This window comes from Ruegeria sp. EL01 (assembly GCF_900313035.1).
Taxonomy (GTDB): Bacteria; Pseudomonadota; Alphaproteobacteria; order Rhodobacterales; family Rhodobacteraceae; genus Ruegeria.
Map to the genome: position 1 here is coordinate 54,363 of NZ_OMPS01000044.1, position 17,432 is coordinate 71,794.

Genomic DNA, 17,432 nt, shown 5'->3' on the forward strand with positions numbered 1-17,432 from the left:
TTTTATCAAACTGGGTGGAGGCACCATGACGAGACCAAGAAAAACCACAAATCAGCGTGAGGAAGAGATTCTGCGGGAACTGCAGCGCGCTGGTGGTTCGTGCCGTGTCAGTTACTTGGCAAATCGCCTGAATGTCTCAAATGAAACGATCCGCCGAAACATTCGAACCCTTGAAGATGCGCAGGCCGTTCGCAAGGTCCATGGCGGTGTGCATCTGGTTGAAACTGTCACAGAGCAACCCTTTCAAAGCCGTATGGACACGCATGCACAGGAAAAAGCCAGATTGGCCGCATCTGTCGTTGAGATGATAAGCGACGGAGATTCCGTGTTTCTGGATATCGGGTCGACGACGGCCTATGTGGCGACTGCGCTCAAAGCGAGATCAAATTTACTGATCGTAACCAACTCGGTTTTTGTCGCGTATACTCTGAGCTCTCATAACAACAACCGGGTCTTTTTGGCGGGCGGCGAGCTGCGCCAACACGATGGGGGCGCATTTGGCGCCGAAGCGATCGAACTGGTGCAAAAACTGAATGTTCAGTTTGCAATACTCTCGATCGGCGCAATCAGCGCGGAAATGGGCTTTATGCTGCATGACCTGCAAGAGGCCAACCTGACCAAGATCGCGGCGAAGAACGCCCAGATCCGCATTGCTGTCGCCGATGGCGAAAAGTTCAACAAGCGCGCGCCGATTGCACTGGATAGCTCGGTGCAACTGGATGTTCTGGTGACGGATCAAGATCCCCCTGCCGAGATCGCCAGCATGCTTCGGGATCGTGACATCGACCTGGTTGTCGCAAACTAGATTCAGGCCGCCAGGGTTTTCCACGCATCATATTGCGACAGAAACACCTGACCGTTCAGCTGATCCAGAAAATGCGAGGTCTTAAGTCGATCCATGACCGGTCCTTTCACCTCGCTCAGGTGCAGGCCGACACCCATGTCACGCAGCCGGTGATTGATGGCCTCAAGGCTTTCCAACGCTGAATAATCAACCTCGTTCACGGCTGAAAACATCAGCACGACATTTCGGATTTCACATCCTTCGGTAACACGCGACTGCGTCAAATCCTCAAGGAACCGTGCGTTGACGAAATATAGGCTTTCATCCACCCGCAACGTCACTAACGCGGGGTCGGTTTCCACCTTATGGCGCAGGATGTTGCGGAAGTGCTGAGTGCCGGGCACCAGTCCAACCTCGGCCACATGAGGTCGCGACGTTTTGTAGAGATGCAGCAGGATCGAGGTGGCGACGCCACTGGCCACACCAACTTCGACCCCCAGCAGCAGCGTCAGCACGATGGTTGCAGCCACAGCGATGAAGTCAGCCCGAGAATACCCCCAGGTCTTTTTCAGGATCGACACATCCACCAGGCTGAGCACGGCCACGATGATCGTCGCCGCTAATGTGGCTTTGGGCAGGAAGTGGACAAGCGGCGTCAGGAACACAGCCGCAAATGCCAGGCCAATCGCAGTATAGGCTCCGGCGGCGGGGGTTTCGGCGCCCGCGTCGAAATTGACAACAGATCGCGCGAACCCGCCAGTGACCGGGTATCCGCCGGTAAAGGCCGCGCCCAGATTGGCCGCACCCAGCCCGATCAATTCCTGATCCGGATCGATCCTGTGCCGCTTTTTGGCGGCCAGCGTTTGCGCGACCGAGATGCTTTCGACGAAACCGATGATCGAGATCAGGATTGCGGGCACTAACAATGCGCTGACCAGATCGGGCGAAAACCCCGGCATGGTCAGCGGTGGTAGGCTTTGCGGGACCTCACCCACGATCTTGACGCCGCGGCCTGCCAGTCCCATCGCCCAGACCGCAACCGTCGTTGCAACAACCGCAGCAACTGGCCCTGCCTTGGTCAAAACGGCGGCCAAAAGGGGCGGAACGCCGACGCGGAGCAATGTTGGCTTGAGGTTCTTGCGAACCCAAAACAGGAACCCCGTGGCCAAGACGCCTATGATCACAGTGATCCAGTTGGTTTGATCAAGATGCGCAAGAATCGACCCCAGCATTTCGGGCAGAGTATGCCCGTGTGCAGTGACCCCAAGGATGTGTTTAAGCTGGCTGGTGGCGATCAGAATACCGGACGCAGTGATAAATCCGGCAATGACCGGATGGCTGAGAAAGTTGGCCAGAAATCCCAGGCGAAACACGCCGAGCAACACCAGAAATCCCCCAGACAGGAACGCCAGCGTCAGTGCAGCGACCGCGTAACCCGCCGTGCCCTGTTGTGCCACCTGCCCCACTGCTGATGCTGTCAGCAAGGATACGACGGCCACCGGTCCGACCGCCAAAGCTCGGCTGGTGCCAAACATCGCGTATAGAATGATCGGCGCGATCGAGGCGTATATCCCCGCTTCGGGCGGCAGCCCGGCCAGCAACGCATAGGCCAGCGATTGCGGGATCAGCATGATCGTGACGATCACTGCCGCAATCAGATCGTTGGACAGCGCTGCCCGATCATACTGACGGCCCCAGTCGAGGATGGGGAGGTATCGAAGAAAACTCTGCATCTGATCAACGTCCTGAAATGATGGCCGTCAGAGCCTTACAGCTCTGACCACCCGATAATGGTTGGACAAAATGAGGATGGGTCCGAATAGATCAGCCGTTCTGGATTTCGGCGCTGTTGTGGCCTGGCGCTGGGCTACTCGGCCGCGACGTTCAGCGGTTCAGGTTTCGCCATCCACTCTTTCCCCTTCAGCATGGCCGACCAGTAGATCGGCGGCAGGAGTTTTTCCTTCAGGATCCAGGCTGCCCGCGTCGGCTTGGTCCCGTCGACAAGGTACTTTGGAAAGCTCGGCTTGAGCACACCGCCATAGCCGAACTCGGCCAATACGATCTTGCCGCGCTCGACCGTCAAGGGGCAGGACCCGTAGCCATCATAGGCTGCAACCGGCGAGCCGCCATTGATGTCGGCCACGATATTATCCGCCACGGTTGGGGCTTGTTTGCGCGCAGCAGCTGCCGTTTTTGCATTTGGCGCATTCATCACATCGCCAAGCGACCAGATATTCTCAAAGCTTTTGTGGCGCAGCGTTGCCTGATCCACATCGACCCACCCTGCAGCATCCGCCAAGGACGAGACGCGGATGAAATCGGGTGCAACCTGCGGCGGGCAAACATGCATCATGTCGAAATCGACAGTGACCTGCTTTGGTTCAGCGTCGGGCATGCCAACACTGAAAGTCGCCTTTTTTGCCGCGCCATCCACTGCGATCAGGTTGTGAAAGTAGTTCAGCGTCGCGTCGTATTTCTGCACATATTCCATCAACGCCGGAACGTAGTCTTTGACACCGAACAGAACGCCGCCTGCATTCATGAACTGGATGTCGATATCCTTCAGAACACCACTCCGGAACCAGGCATCACCGGACAGATACATCGCCTTTTGCGGCGCGCCGGCGCATTTGATGGGCATAGGCGGTTGCGTGAACAGCGCGCGGCCTTCTTTCATCTCTTGCACCAATTGCCAAGTATAAGGCGCCAGGTCGTAGCGATAGTTGGACGTCACGCCGTTGCGACCCAGCGTTTCCTCAAGCCCCTCAACCGCACCCCAGTCAAGCTTGAGCCCCGGAGAAACAACCAGACGACCGTATTTCACAACGCGGCAACCATCCAGAATGACCGCGTTGTTCTGCGGTTCAAATGCGGCCACAGCGGCCTTGAACCATTTGACGCCGCGCGGAATCAAAGACCCCATGGTCTTTGCAGTCTGTTCCGGCGCAAAAACACCACCCCCGACCAATGTCCATCCGGGCTGGTAGTAATGTACATCCGAGGGATCGATGATGGCGATCGAAAGGTCGGATTTGCGCGCATGCAGGCTGGCCGCTGTCGCGATCCCTCCGGCACCGCCGCCGACGATGACCACATCGAATGACGCATCGCCGGTATCCGTCGGGGTGCGACCACCATTTGCGATACGGCGGGCCACGCCGCTCATGTCATAGCCGGCGGCTTTTGTTGCGGCTAGGATTTCAGAGACCGGGCGCTTGTGTGCCGCCTCGTTCAGCGACCACAGCGTCGCCGACCGTGTCCCAGTTCGGCAATAGGCCAGAACCGGCCCCGGCAATTCCGTCATCGCGATACCAAACGTCTTGGCATCTTCATCCTTGACCAACCCACTTTGCACCGGGGCATAGCGCGCCTCGATACCGACACGTTCAGCCGCGGCTTCGATTTCTTCAAACGTGGGTTGATCGGCCCCTTCACCATCGGGTCGGTTGCAGATGATGGCCCGAAACCCAGCCGCTTTTATGGCCGCGATGTCGCCCTGCACGATCTGAGGAGAGACCGAGAGCGCGTCGGATATCTTCGTCATCTCCATGTTCATATCCTCTTCACAGCGCATTCACGGGCACTTTGAGCATCGGGTTTCCATCCTTGTCGGTCGGAACTTCACCGGCCCGCATGTTCACCTGCAAAGACGGAATGATCAGTTTCGGCATGGCCAGCGTTGCGTCGCGCTCGGTCCGGAACTTGACGAACTCTTCTTTTGTCCTGCCGCCACCCACATGGATATTGTGCGTTTTCTCTTCGCCGACGGTGGTTTCCCATTTGATGTCGCGCCCGTTTGGACCGTAATCGTGGCACATGAACAGACTGGTTTCGTCCGGCAGGCTCAGCACTTTCTGGATCGAGTCATACAGGATACCGGCATCGCCCCCAGGGAAATCCGCCCGTGCCGATCCACCATCGGGCATAAATAGCGTGTCACCGGCGAAGGCTGCATTCCCCATGACATGAACCATGCAGGCGGGGGTATGGCCGGGCGTGTACATGGCAAACGCGCGCATGTTGCCAACCATGTAGGTGTCGCCATCCTTGAACAGAGCATCGAACTGGCTGCCGTCACGTTGAAATTCGGTGCCTTCGTTGAACACTTTGCCGAACGTGTTCTGAACGACCATTATCTTGTCGCCGATTCCGATTTTGCCGCCCAGCTTCTGCTGGATATAGGGCGCTGCCGAAAGGTGGTCGGCATGGACATGGGTTTCGATAATCCACTCCAGAACCAACCCTTGCGCCTTGACCTGACGGATCAGTTCATCCGCGTGATCATAGGTGATCCGACCGGCGGCATAATCGATGTCCATCACACTATCGACAATGGCGCAGGCATTGGATGTCGGGTCTTTCACGATGTAACTGATTGTGTTCGTGGCCTCATCGAAGAACGCCTGAACGTCGGGTTTGACATTCATATCAATGGGGTAGTCATTCATGTCGGGTCTCCTGTTATTGGTCAGGGCGGGTCGGTGACCTCGGGCCTGATCCATCATCAATTCGTGCATTGCGCGTAGCGGCCTTCCGCGCCCAGTCAAAGGCGCCGATTTCGGCAGCTGCGGCTTTGTGTGTGAAAGCTGACTTGTCGCTCGGTCTGAATGCCGCTCAGGCTCTGGCCGAGCGCGAAAACAATGGTTGGCCTTGCAAGATGCGGGCCAGAGCCAACCCTACCGCAACTGCGCCGAGGAACAACAGAACCTCCCACCGGCCTGTTCCTATCGCTGGGATGGCGGCACCGGGACAGAAGCCTGCGATCCCCCAACCGATGCCGAACAAAGCCGAACCACCGATCAGTTTTGTGTCGATAACCTTCGAGGTCGGGATCTGGAACAGGCTCGCAAACAACGGCGCATCGCGGCGCCAAACAAGATGGTAGCCGACAAAGGTAACCACCAAAGCGCCACCCATCACAAAGGCAAGACTGGGATCCCAGGTTCCGGCCAGATCGAAGAAGTTCAGCACCTTGGCCGGGTTCATCATACCCGAGATCGCGATCCCGAGGCCAAACACAAGGCCGGTGAGAAACACATAGATCAATCGCATCCCCTATCCTCCGAACATGTGGCGGATCACAAAAACGGTGATTGCTGCGGTCACCATGAAGGTCGGCACGGCCACAAGCGACCGCACAGACAGGCGCGACAGGCCACATACGCCGTGACCGGAGGTGCACCCGGACCCAAGGCTTGCGCCCAACCCGACAATCACACCGCCGATGACGATCATCAGCGGGCTGATCGGAACGTCGATTGCGGGCATGGTGCCGGTCACTGCATAGATCAGGCCCGGCGCAAGGATCATCCCCGCCGCCAGTGCAGCCCGCCAGGAAAACTCGACCGTGTTTTCAGCAAAGACCAGCCCGGACATAATGCCGGTGGCCCCCATGATGCGCCCAAGGCCCAGCATCAACAGCACGGCCCCAAACCCAATCAGCAACCCGCCGCCCAATGACGCAAATGGAGTGAATGCGGTTTCCATGTCAGCAAGCCTTGCAGGTCTTAATGCCCAGCAACGAATACAGCGGGCAGACTTGCATGGCCGAGGTCAGCAAAACGACGCCGCCGATGACTGCCGCGCCATATTTGTACAGGGGTTCGGCAAACAAAGGCTGGGCACTGAAGAAGGCAAGGTACAGCAGGGCCAGACCCAGCGCGGCGCGCAGAACCCGGTCGATTGCTCCGACATTGGCGGTCATATCGTTCTCCTAATTCTAAAGCTCATCAAAAAATATAACTTTGAGACCAGACCTTCAGTGACAATGTCACGCAAACTTAGAAAAAATCTGAAATCCTTCAGTCGCTTTGCGCCAGCACTGCTAACGCAGGCTTGTCGATCAATGAGATCTGGCCACGTGACTGGGTGATCAAGTCGCGCTTTTGAAAATCATGCAAGACCCGCGACACCACTTCACGGGCGGTGCCCAGCTCGCTGGCAAGCTGCTGATGCGTGGCCAGAATTTCAGCCTTGTCGTCGGCAAGGGCCAGAAGACGTTCGGCCAGCCTGACGTCGATGCGCCCAAAGGCTACGTCGTCCACGACCCTCAGCAGGTCGATCAGACGACGGGAATAGGCCGCAAACACGAAATTGCGGAACGCGTCCTCTTCGGCAGCCAACCGGTCAAAGGCGGGTTTTGGCAGAACAATCGCCGTCACGTCGGTTTCGGCCACGCCCTCTGCATTATACGCCTCTTCGGCCAACATGCAGGCGGTGGTCAACACGCAGCTTTCACCAGCCTCAACCCGGTAAAGCACGATCTCGCGCCCTGATTCCGAGCTTTGCGATACCCGGATTCTACCTTCGTAAAGGAAAAACAGGCTGTCCGGCACGTTATCCGGGCCAAAAACCTGACTACCTTTGGAAAACCGCACGAGACGCGCCGCGGATACAAGGCGATCGCGGACGGACCGCGGCAGCCTGCTGGTGCCTTGAAAGCGTTCGGTCCAGTCCGTGATCGTCATCGCGCTTTCCTGATGGGTGCCACTATGCCGTCCTCAATCGGTGCAATACGCGCAAGCAGTTCGCCTTTGTTCGAGGCGATATCGGCCAGGGTCAGATCATCGAGCACGGCCATGAAAGCAAGGGTTGCCTTCTGCATCGCCTGTGACAGCTTGCAAATGCCGATCAACGGGCATGTGTTTTTCTCGGGGTTGAAACACTCGACAACATCTAGCGGGCCCTCGGTCAATCTGATGACGTCGCCAACAACAATTTCATCCGGTGGCTTGGCCAGGAAAAATCCGCCGCCACGACCGCGCAGGGTCTTAAGGTATCCGGCACGCCCAAGCTCGTGTACGATTTTCACTATGTGGGGCCGGGCCAACCCGTGGACGCGCACGACATCATCCACTCGAATGCGATTCGGGGCCTTCAGTGCCGCAAGTTGTAATGATCGCAGCGCATAATTCGAATACGATGTCAGCTTCATTTTGTCCCCTCGAACAAAATTCTAAAAATAATATAACTTTTCTGCAAGCTCAGTGATTTTGTCACTGAATGCATGTCTCGGCACAGATATGTCGGGCGCAAGTGACAAGATCGGAAAGGAAGACTCATGCCACGAATCCCTGGTGATGTTTCTCTGATCGTCTCAGCTGAAATTTCAACACCATTCAAGTCGGTGCCGCAGCGCCTGTTCTCTGCGATGCTGGCTGTTCGCCTCGTTGAAAAGGAACCGATCTAATGCTCGAAAGCTTTAGTGCAGAGACTCTGGCGCGGGCGCAGTTTGCGTTCACCGTCTCGTTTCACATTATCTTCCCAGCGTTTTCAATTGGACTGGCCAGCTATTTGGCGGTGTTGAACGGATTGTGGCTGCGAACGCGGGACGAAACCTATTTGAACCTGTTCAACTACTGGAAAAAGATCTTTGCCATGGCGTTTGGCATGGGCGTCGTTTCGGGCATTGTGATGTCCTACCAATTCGGAACGAATTGGTCGGTGTTTTCCGACAAGGCAGGCCCGGTCGTTGGGCCGCTCATGGCGTATGAAGTGCTGTCGGCCTTTTTCCTCGAGGCCGGGTTTTTAGGCATCATGCTGTTTGGCCGGGACCGCGTGGGCGACAGGCTGCACATGTTCGCAACAGCCATGGTTGCGGTTGGCACACTGATGTCCGCCACCTGGATTTTGGCCGTGAACAGCTGGATGCAGACACCGGCAGGCTTTGGCATCGGCGAAAATGGACAGTTCATTCCGCTGGATTGGTGGGCCATCACATTCAACCCCTCATTCCCTTACAGGTTGGTGCATATGGTGCTGGCCGCCTTTTTGACTGTCGCCTTTGTAGTTGGCGCTGTCAGTGCGCTGCATTTGCTGCGCGACCGGACGGATCGGGAATCCCGTCGCGCCTATTCGATGGCCATGTGGATGGCGGTTGTGGTCACGCCGATCCAGATCATGGCGGGCGATCTTCACGGCCTGAACACGCTGGAATATCAACCTATTAAAGTTGCTGCGATGGAAGGTCATTTTGACCGGGAAGGCGATCATCAGCCCTTTGCCCTGTTTGGCATCCCGAATGAAAAGGACGGTCGGCTGGATCATGCGATAGAGATTCCGTATCTCGGCTCTCTGATCCTGACCCATACGATTGACGAGCAGATCAAGGGTCTGAATGAATTTGACCGGGACGAGTGGCCACCGGTCGCGATTGTGTTCTTCAGCTTCCGGGTGATGGTCGCGATCGGCTTTGCGATGCTGGGCCTGGGCCTGTGGAGCCTTTGGGCGCGCTGGCGGGGCGGGTTGTATGACTGGCCATGGTTACATCGCGCAGCGCTTGTGATGGGGCCAAGCGGGTTCGTCGCGGTGCTGGCAGGATGGATCACGACCGAGGTTGGCCGACAACCCTATACGGTTTATGGCCTGCTGCGCACATCAGACAGTTTAGCCCCTGTGGACGCCCCGGCTGTTGCTACATCACTCCTGGCTTTTGTGGTGGTCTATTTCTTCGTCTTCGGAGCGGGCGCGTTCTACATCCTGCGCATGATGAACCAACGCCCAGCGACCCCGAAGATTGGCTTGCGGGACGGGCCAGTCCGCGCAGCAGGCATTACACCTGCGGCACAGCTCGATCCCAATTTCATTCCCGCCGCTTCACCCAAGGAGAATTGATCATGCCATTCGATCTTGCATTTATCTGGGCCGGTCTCATCGCTTTTGCCGTTCTTACCTATGTGGTGCTTGACGGCTTTGATCTGGGTATCGGCATTCTGTTCCCATTTGGAAAATCCGACCACGACAGAGATCTGATGATGAATTCGGTCGCGCCGGTCTGGGACGGCAATGAGACCTGGCTTGTGATGGGCGGCGGTGGGCTTTTTGCCGTCTTCCCGCTGGCCTATGCAGTCTTGATGCCAGCACTTTACATCCCGATCACATTGATGCTGTTGGGGCTGATCTTTCGCGGTGTTTCCTTTGAGTATCGCTGGCGCACTACGCGCTGGAAAGGCGTGTGGGACATGGCCTTTTTCGGCGGTTCCCTTTTGGCCGCCTTTTGTCAGGGCATTGCACTTGGTGCTTTGGTGCAAGGCATCGACATCGCCGACCGCGCCTATGCGGGTGGCTGGTTCGACTGGCTAACGACGTTTTCAATCCTGACCGGGCTGGCCGTTGTCATTGGCTATGCGCTGCTGGGCGCGACGTGGCTGGTTCTGAAGACAGAAGGCGACCTGCAGGTCCAGATGCGCGGCTACTCGTGGTGGCTGGGGGCCATGACTCTGGCACTGATCGGTTTGGTCAGTATCCTGACACCGTTTCAGGACCCGGTCTATTTCCAGCGTTGGTTCAATCTACCGGGCAGTCTGATTTCGATGGTGGTTCCGCTGCTTATGCTTGCCCTGACTTGGACGTTTTTTGCCGGGCTCAGCGAGCAGAAAGATCTGCAACCCTTCCTCTCTGCGCTTGGTTTCTTTGTTCTGAGTTTCGTCGGGATTGGCATCAGCTTTTATCCGATGATCATTCCGCCTTCTTTGACGATCTGGCAAGCGGCCGCACCAGATGAAAGCCTTGCTTTTGCATTGGTCGGAACAGTGATCCTGATCCCGATTATCCTGGCCTACACGGCCTACGCCTATTGGGTGTTCCGCGGCAAGATGGACCCGAATGAGGGGTATCATTGATGGCAAAACAGTCTTCGTTATCAAAGTGGCTGTGGTTTGCCGGGCTTTGGTTGGCCGGGGTGGCGACCCTATTATTCGTCGCCTTTGCAATCCGCCTGATGATTTAAGCACAGATCAGCCCGGTCACCATAAACCGGATTTCCAACGCCGAAGCGACATAGTTTCCTTGCGATCTAATCAATATTCATTCATATTCGTATAAGAGAATTCAATGGAGGGATGTGATGCCATTTTCACGCCGCAGGTTTCTGCAGACTGCAGCCATCATGTCGTTGGCAAGCGCCCTCCCAACGCTTTCAAAAGCCGAGATTTCAATTGGCTCTGCTACAATTACAACCGTAAGCGATGGCCACCTGACATTGCCCGGCAGCTTCTTGTTTGGGCCGATGCCACAGGACGAACTTGCGCCAATTCTGGCAGAATACGGAGTGTCGAACAAAACGCTCCTGCCCGAGTGCAATCTGACCCTGTTCCGAGACGGGCAGAATACGGTTCTTTTTGATGTGGGATCCGGCGCGGATTTCATGCCTTCCGCCGGCACGGTGTTAGACAGTTTGGACGCTGTTGCGTTGGCACCGGAAGACATCACGCATGTCGTGTTCACCCACGCCCATCCCGATCACATCTGGGGCCTTCTGGATGAATTTGACGAGCCTGTGTTTTATAACGCGACCTATATGATGGGACGGGCCGAGTGGGATTACTGGTGGAACCCGGAAACCGTGACTGACATCGGTGAAGCCCGAGTTGCCTTTGCTGTGGGCGCCAAGCGTCGGATGGAAGCGATCGAAGACAACGTTCAGCTGTTCGATGCCGATCAAGAGATACTGCCCGGGATCGCTTCGGTCTCGACGCCCGGACATACGCCGGGACACATGTCCTTTGAGATCAGGCAGGGTAATTCAGCCGCGATGATTGCAGGCGATGCGATTGGCAATCACCACGTGGCGTTTCGCAAGCCGGGCTGGCTCAGCGGGTCTGACCAGAACGCCGAATTGGCTGCTGCAACCCGGCAGATGCTTTTTGATCGCCTGACGCACAAAGACCTGAGCCTTGTTGGCTTTCACCTGCCCAATGGTGGCATTGGTCGGGCCGTCGCGGACGGTGACGGTTATCGGTTTATCGAGGGTTGATCATGCGCAAAATCATCTCACTGATCCTGCTGGCATCCCCCGCTTTGGCCAGCGAAGATATTGCGGATCAGTATCCGGGATCGCCACTGTATTCCAAACCGGTTGAGGTCATTCCACACGTGTGGTCCGCGATAGGTGCAACTGCCCCGCCGACCTATGAGAACAGCGGTCACAACAACAATCTCAGCTTCATCGTGACAGGGGATGGCGTCATCGTGATCAATGGTGGTGCCGCCTATATTTTGGCGCAAGCCTTGCATGAAGAAATCACGGCCATCACGGACCAGCCCGTGAAACTGATCATCGACGAAAATGGTCAGGGTCATGCTGTGCTGGGCAATTCGTACTGGGCTGAACAAGGTGTACCAATCCTGGCCCATATCGACGCGGCGCATGAGGTCGAGGAACAGGGAAACCGGCTGCTTGAGCAGATGAAGGGCTACAACCGGGACAAGGCCGAAGGCACCTTCATTGCCGCCCCGACCGAGACGTTCGAAGACAAGAAAACCATCGAAATGGGCAAGTTCCGGATAGAAGTTCTGAATCTGGGCCCCGCGCACGGGCCGGGCGACACGCAAGTCTGGTTACCCGATCAGGGTCTTGTCATTGCCGGGGACATGGCGTTTCACGAACGGATGCTGCCCATTTTTGAGAACACAATTGTGCTCGACTGGATCGAAACCTGGGAAACCGCTTTCGAACCCTTGAATGCCACCTATGTGATTCCGGGGCACGGTCATCCGACCAACATGGATCAGGTCCGCCGGTACACGCACGGCTATCTGGTCTATCTGCGCGAGAAAGTCGGCGAACATCTGGGCAATGGCGGGGATCTCGCCGAGGCCTATTATGTCGACCAAAGCCCCTACGCAAATCTGGATACGTTCGAAGAACTGGCGACCCGCAATGCCGGACGCGTCTACGAGCAGATGGAGTTTGAGTAAGCAGGTGCTACCGGCTGTTTCCAGTCCGAACATCATGAGATTGATGTTTTGACTTCTGGTTAGACCCGCCGCAATTGCGCGAAGTCAAGGACGCTCTCAAACTGCCGATGCATGGTGGTTCAACTGATGACGAACCAGCGGTTTGAATGGAACAGCTCATTGATCAGTTCGGTGAACCAAAGCTCCTGATGGCGTCAGGCGCTGGTGTCGGGCTGGTCTTTGGCGCGGCGGCCTATCATTCGCGGTTTTGCCTGCGGGCTGCGACGGTAGAGGTTGCGCAACTTTCATTTGGGCCGAAACTTGCAATCTGGTTTGTGGCGTTTGCAGCCGGGCTGGCAATGGTTCAAATCGCAATTCTGTCAGGTCATCTGGATGTCAGCGCAGCTCGGCAACTTACCGGCACCGGTAGTCTGTCCGGTGCGATGATCGGGGGTCTGTTGTTCGGAATCGGCATGATCCTTGCGCGGGGCTGTGCCAGCCGACTGCTGGTTCTGTCTGCCTCAGGCAACCTTCGGGCAATTGTGACCGGCCTTGTTCTGACCTTGACGGCACAGGCATCGTATCGCGGCGTTCTGGCCCCCGTGCGGGAAAAACTGGCGGGGATCTGGACGGTTTCCGGCGAGTCAGAAAGGTCACTGCTCGAAACCACACCTGTTGTCGGGATCGCTTGCGGACTGGCTTTGCTGGGCGCCCTTGCATTTGGGCTGTCGCAGAACCTGCGAAAATCCGAACTGCTCTCAGCGGCGCTTGTTGGCATTGCTGTTTTTGCAGGCTGGTTCCTGACTTACCGGGTCGCCGCAGTTTCCTTCGACGTGGTTCCCATTCAATCCGTAACGTTCACAGGGCCGTCTGCCGACACCTTGATGGCATTGGTCAATGACCGCGTATTACCGATGAGTTTCGGGCTGGGGCTGGTTCCCGGTGTCTTTTTGGGGGCCTTGAGCGTCGCGCTCATGACCGGCGAGGCGAAAATCCAGCGGTTCGAGGCCGACACTCCGATGGAGAAATACCTGCTCGGAGGTGTTCTGATGGGGTTTGGCAGCATGCTGGCAGGCGGATGCGCCGTTGGGGCCGGTATGTCGGGCGGCGCAATTCTTGCACTTACGGCTTGGGTTGCCGTCTTTTGCATGTGGATCGGTGCGATTGGAACGCATGTCCTGATGGCCTCGGGACGCGGCGCCAAACCGGTCAATTCGTAATCCGATTTAACTGGTTATTGCGCCGCCAAAGGCTGCCGGGCCAGTTGGCACTGGGACCAAAGGTCTTCAAGTGCGGTGACCAATCGATCAATGTCCTGCTGCGTGTGAACAGGGGACGGCGTGATCCTTAGACGCTCGGTCCCTTTTGGCACAGTCGGGTAATTGATGGGCTGAATGTAGATGCCGTAGTCTTTCAACAGCGTGTCCGAGATGAATTTACACTTGATTGGATCACCCACCATCACGGGAATAATATGGCTGGGGTTGTCGATATGAGGCAAGCCTATCGCATCCAGCTTGGCCCGCACCTCGGCCACCCGCTGTTGTTGCGTCGCGCGTTCCTGATCGCTGTTCTTCAGATGCCGGATCGAGGCCGCCGCCCCGGCCGCAATGGCGGGTGGCAGCGCGGTGGTAAAGATGAATCCACTGGCAAATGAACGCACGAAATCACAGACCTCAGCAGAGGCCGCGATGTAGCCGCCCATGACGCCAAACGCCTTGCCTAACGTGCCTTCGATAACCGTCAGCCGGTCCATAAGACCCTCGCGTTCGGCGATGCCGCCGCCCCTTGGGCCATAAAGACCAACAGCGTGGACCTCATCGAGATAGGTCATCGCATTGTAGCGGTCGGCCAGATCGCAGATCTCTTTGATTGGAGCGATATCACCATCCATCGAGTAGACGCTTTCAAACGCGATCAATTTCGGCTGGTCAATCGGCAGTGCGGCCAGCTTCGATTCCAGATCGACCAGATCGTTATGTTTCCAGATCACTTTTTGGGCGCGAGAATGACGGATCCCTTCGATCATCGACGCATGATTCAGCGCGTCAGACAGGACGACACAGTCCGGAATGCTAGCCGCCAGAGTTCCCAGCGCAGCCCAGTTGGACACATATCCCGACGTGAACAAAAGCGCCGCTTCCTTGCGATGAAGATCAGCCAGCTCACCTTCGAGCAATACGTGATCATGGGTGGTGCCTGAGATGTTGCGCGTACCTCCTGCACCGGCTCCGGTCCGGTCCAACGCGTCGTGCATGGCCTGTAGAACCTTTGGGGATTGTCCCATGCCCAGATAGTCGTTTGAGCACCAGATGGTGACCTCGCCCGGCCCATTGTGACAGGTCGCGCTGGGGAACTGCCCCCTGTGACGCTCAAGCTCAGCGAACTCGCGATAATTGCCTTCATCACGCAAGCGCGTCAGTTTGGATCGGAAGAAGCCCTGGTAGTTCATCAGTTCCCCGCTGCCTCAGCAACAATGTCATTGAGAAGAGCCTGCACTTTCTGCATCGGCCCATCTGGGTATGATCGATACCCTACCATGACCTGACCTTCCCGATCTGTGACAAAGATACCATAAGGACAAAACTCGATATTCATCGGGTCCGCTTCCATCACCTCGCGCGAGATGACGGCCGAGCAGAACAGGAAGATGTCGGCATTGTCAAAAATCGTCGCGTCGCTGCCCACATCCTGACCGGTACGGTTCAGCATGTCGCCAACATGACTTACGGAATCGATCACCAGACCTTTGCCGACAATCGCGCTTTCAACCGCAAAGGTTGCGTCATCGAAGCTGCCATCAAATGGCACTAGGATTGGGTCAGCGGCCGCCGTACCGGCGGTCAGGGCAAGTGCCAAAAGCGTCGTATTCATCTTGCAGCTCCTTCTTCGTTCAGTATCGTCAGATCCACGACCGGGGGCCTTAAACGTCATCCGGGAACTTCAAAAAAGACGCCCTTGATGCCTGATACGCGACAAGGACGTCCAATCGGCTCAGCCGAACATGTCGGCGGTTATTCCGGAATACCAACCCTCAGATTCTTCGTAGGTGGCTTTGCGCAAATCAGCACTTTCGCCGGTTTGGGAAATGAAACCATCCACCTTGGCGATCTTTTCGGCTGTCGCCTCGTACGTGGCACCAACTTTGACACCATCGTTGGTTTCAATGAGGGACCAACAGGTGTTCGAGAATTTGGCCGGGAATACTTTGGACCCAGTCAGCGCACCGCGCACGGCATTGGCGCACACCTTGGCCTGGCTGTTGGCCGAGAACCCTGATTTGGGCATGTCACCCTGTTGCGAGGCATCCCCCAGTACATAGATGTCGGGATCGGCCTTGGTGGACATGTCCGCCGCATTGACAGGGGCCCAGTTGCCATCGGTCACACCTGCAATCTCGGCAATGCGACCGGCTTTCATGGCCGGGATGACATTGCAGACGTCAACCTTGGTTTCTTCACCATCAATCGTCACAGTCATTGCAGCAGGGTCCACGCTGACATTGCCACCGCCGAAATCCTCGCCGATCCAGTCGATCATCCCTTCGTAATGGTTCGCCCAACCTTCCTGGAACAGCGACATTTTCGAGAATTTTGGCTTAGGGTCAGCCACGATGATCTTGGCCGTCGGGTTATTGGCCTTCAGGTAATGCGCGGCCATCGAGACCCTCTCATACGGGCCGGGTGGGCAGCGATACGGGTTTGGCGGGGCCACCATTGCAAATGTGCCGCCTTCGGGCATCGCCATCAGTTGCGCCCTCAACAGTTCGGTTTGTGATCCGGCCTTATACGCATGAGGCATCGCATTTTGTGCAGAAATGTCCCAACCGGGAACGGCCATATCGACGAAATCGATACCGGGGCTGAGGATAAGCTTGTCGTATTTCACATTGCCACCACCGGCGAGCGATACCGTTTTTGCATCGCGGTCGACACCAACAGCCCAGTCATGCACGACGTTGACACCACCGGCTGCAAGGCCACCATATGAATGGCCGATATCTTCGATCTCTTTGAAACCGCCAAGATAGAGGTTTGAAAAGAAACAAGTGTAGTAGGTCCGCGTCGGCTCGATAAGCGTTACATTGATCTCACCTTTGCTGTCTTTGGCGATATAGCGTGCCGCAGTCGCACCGCCTGCACCCCCTCCGACAACGACGACGCGTGGCTTGGCATGACCGTCCGCCAGAACCATTGGCGCAGCCACGGCGGCTGTCGCCACAGCGGTTTTGCCCAGAAAAATCCTCCTATTCATCTTCATTGCAGTCTCCTCCCTGTTTTGCCTCAGTTTTCGAGGCTGTTGAAATACGCCGCCAAGGCGGCGATTTCTTCGTCATTGAGCCGTCCTGCTATCATTTGCATGACAGGATGATTGCGTTGCTTGGTCTTGTAGGCATGCATGGCGACAACAAATTCGTCTTCCGGCCATAGAACGATTGACGGGATGCCCGCATCCCCTCCGTCCGCCTGATGGCAGGTTGTGCACTCGCTGCTCAGATAGGCGCCATATTCGGGATCGCCCTGAGTTGCTAAAATAGCCTGATCGACGTCATGATCAGTTGCCGTTGCGGTTGGGTCTGCTTCGGGAATGTTTGCGGGGTCATCCGAGAACAACCGCAAATACGCGATGACATTGTGCCGGTCTTCGGGGTTTTTCAGTCCGCGAAAGCTCATCCGCGTTCCGGACGCGTAAGACCGTGGGTTTTCCAGAAACGCATCCAGGGTTTCAGCATGCCATTCCAGCCCACTGGATCCAGCTCGCTGAATGCTTTTCGAATAGGAAAACTCGGTCAACCCGGCGGCGGGGCGGCCGAACAAGCCGTTCAGATGCGGCCCAATACGGTTCCGCGCGCCTTCGCCAACCTGATGGCAGCCTTTGCATTTCGCGAAAACCTTCTCTCCCGCCTCGGAATCCCCGAGGGTACTCGCCGCCGCGACGGTAGAAACCGTCATGGCGAGGGCTGAGAGGGAAG

At 56.7% G+C, this 17,432-nt stretch carries 19 protein-coding genes; 7 read left to right on the top strand and 12 right to left on the bottom strand.

Annotation, left to right across the window (positions count from 1 at the left end; all coding sequences use genetic code 11):
* Positions 1 to 25: 25 nt before the first annotated feature.
* Positions 26 to 805 (top strand): DeoR/GlpR family DNA-binding transcription regulator, encoded by a 780-nt coding sequence (locus tag D9K61_RS18355; RefSeq protein ID WP_120634849.1) that lies wholly within the window; start codon positions 26 to 28, stop codon positions 803 to 805.
* Positions 806 to 807: 2 nt separating this feature from the next.
* Here D9K61_RS18355 and D9K61_RS18360 read toward each other — a convergent pair whose 3' ends face one another.
* The 8 genes from D9K61_RS18360 to D9K61_RS18395 form a co-directional block, all read right to left on the bottom strand.
* A complete protein-coding gene (locus D9K61_RS18360; RefSeq protein WP_120634651.1) occupies positions 808 to 2,517 on the bottom strand; it encodes a SulP family inorganic anion transporter in 1,710 nt (569 codons plus the stop codon).
* A 134-nt stretch (positions 2,518 to 2,651) separates the two neighbouring features.
* Complete coding sequence (locus tag D9K61_RS18365) at positions 2,652 to 4,334, bottom strand: bifunctional protein tyrosine phosphatase family protein/NAD(P)/FAD-dependent oxidoreductase (RefSeq protein ID WP_120634850.1); 1,683 nt, start codon at positions 4,332 to 4,334, stop codon at positions 2,652 to 2,654.
* A gap of 13 nt (positions 4,335 to 4,347) precedes the next feature.
* Positions 4,348 to 5,232: an MBL fold metallo-hydrolase gene (locus tag D9K61_RS18370; protein ID WP_120634851.1), complete on the bottom strand. Its 885-nt coding sequence runs from the start codon at positions 5,230 to 5,232 to the stop codon at positions 4,348 to 4,350.
* Between the two features lie 166 nt (positions 5,233 to 5,398).
* Positions 5,399 to 5,836 carry a DUF6691 family protein gene (locus tag D9K61_RS18375; protein WP_120634652.1) on the bottom strand — a complete coding sequence of 146 codons (438 nt, stop codon included), beginning with the start codon at positions 5,834 to 5,836 and terminating at the stop codon, positions 5,399 to 5,401.
* 3 nt (positions 5,837 to 5,839) lie between these two features.
* Entirely contained in the window at positions 5,840 to 6,271 is a 432-nt protein-coding gene (locus D9K61_RS18380) for a YeeE/YedE family protein (protein ID WP_120634653.1), read from the bottom strand.
* A 1-nt stretch (position 6,272) separates the two neighbouring features.
* The gene (locus D9K61_RS18385) at positions 6,273 to 6,488 is read right to left on the bottom strand and encodes a DUF2892 domain-containing protein (RefSeq protein ID WP_120634654.1); all 216 of its coding nucleotides are present in this window, start codon (positions 6,486 to 6,488) and stop codon (positions 6,273 to 6,275) included.
* Positions 6,489 to 6,585: 97 nt separating this feature from the next.
* Entirely contained in the window at positions 6,586 to 7,251 is a 666-nt protein-coding gene (locus tag D9K61_RS18390; RefSeq protein ID WP_120634655.1) for a Crp/Fnr family transcriptional regulator, read from the bottom strand.
* A complete protein-coding gene (locus D9K61_RS18395; protein ID WP_120634656.1) occupies positions 7,248 to 7,718 on the bottom strand; it encodes an Rrf2 family transcriptional regulator in 471 nt (156 codons plus the stop codon). The genes D9K61_RS18390 and D9K61_RS18395 overlap by 4 nt, the downstream gene beginning before the upstream one ends.
* A gap of 126 nt (positions 7,719 to 7,844) precedes the next feature.
* Between D9K61_RS18395 and D9K61_RS27710 the strand changes: the two genes are divergently transcribed.
* The 6 genes from D9K61_RS27710 (at position 7,845) to D9K61_RS18420 (ending at position 13,680) form a co-directional block, all read left to right on the top strand.
* On the top strand, positions 7,845 to 7,973 hold the full coding sequence (locus D9K61_RS27710; protein WP_256386765.1) for a hypothetical protein: 129 nt from the start codon (positions 7,845 to 7,847) through the stop codon (positions 7,971 to 7,973).
* Complete coding sequence (locus tag D9K61_RS18400) at positions 7,973 to 9,397, top strand: cytochrome ubiquinol oxidase subunit I (protein WP_120634657.1); 1,425 nt, start codon at positions 7,973 to 7,975, stop codon at positions 9,395 to 9,397. Before D9K61_RS27710 ends, D9K61_RS18400 begins: the two co-directional genes overlap by 1 nt.
* A 2-nt stretch (positions 9,398 to 9,399) precedes the next feature.
* Positions 9,400 to 10,404: a cytochrome d ubiquinol oxidase subunit II gene (cydB, locus tag D9K61_RS18405; protein WP_120634658.1), complete on the top strand. Its 1,005-nt coding sequence runs from the start codon at positions 9,400 to 9,402 to the stop codon at positions 10,402 to 10,404.
* Positions 10,405 to 10,628: 224 nt separating this feature from the next.
* Positions 10,629 to 11,537 (top strand): MBL fold metallo-hydrolase, encoded by a 909-nt coding sequence (locus D9K61_RS18410; protein WP_120634659.1) that lies wholly within the window; start codon positions 10,629 to 10,631, stop codon positions 11,535 to 11,537.
* Positions 11,538 to 11,539: 2 nt separating this feature from the next.
* Positions 11,540 to 12,481 carry an MBL fold metallo-hydrolase gene (locus tag D9K61_RS18415; protein ID WP_174235115.1) on the top strand — a complete coding sequence of 314 codons (942 nt, stop codon included), beginning with the start codon at positions 11,540 to 11,542 and terminating at the stop codon, positions 12,479 to 12,481.
* Positions 12,482 to 12,627: 146 nt separating this feature from the next.
* Complete coding sequence (locus D9K61_RS18420) at positions 12,628 to 13,680, top strand: YeeE/YedE family protein (RefSeq protein WP_120634660.1); 1,053 nt, start codon at positions 12,628 to 12,630, stop codon at positions 13,678 to 13,680.
* A 14-nt stretch (positions 13,681 to 13,694) separates the two neighbouring features.
* On the opposite strand, the gene hemA is transcribed toward D9K61_RS18420, so the two are convergent.
* The 4 genes from hemA to D9K61_RS18440 form a co-directional block, all read right to left on the bottom strand.
* Positions 13,695 to 14,912: a 5-aminolevulinate synthase gene (gene hemA / locus D9K61_RS18425; RefSeq protein WP_120634661.1), complete on the bottom strand. Its 1,218-nt coding sequence runs from the start codon at positions 14,910 to 14,912 to the stop codon at positions 13,695 to 13,697.
* Positions 14,912 to 15,334 (bottom strand): DUF302 domain-containing protein, encoded by a 423-nt coding sequence (locus D9K61_RS18430; protein WP_120634662.1) that lies wholly within the window; start codon positions 15,332 to 15,334, stop codon positions 14,912 to 14,914. The genes hemA and D9K61_RS18430 overlap by 1 nt, the downstream gene beginning before the upstream one ends.
* A 120-nt stretch (positions 15,335 to 15,454) precedes the next feature.
* On the bottom strand, positions 15,455 to 16,720 hold the full coding sequence (locus D9K61_RS18435; RefSeq protein ID WP_120634663.1) for an NAD(P)/FAD-dependent oxidoreductase: 1,266 nt from the start codon (positions 16,718 to 16,720) through the stop codon (positions 15,455 to 15,457).
* A gap of 23 nt (positions 16,721 to 16,743) precedes the next feature.
* A complete protein-coding gene (locus D9K61_RS18440) occupies positions 16,744 to 17,412 on the bottom strand; it encodes a c-type cytochrome (RefSeq protein ID WP_254055821.1) in 669 nt (222 codons plus the stop codon).
* Positions 17,413 to 17,432: the final 20 nt, after the last annotated feature.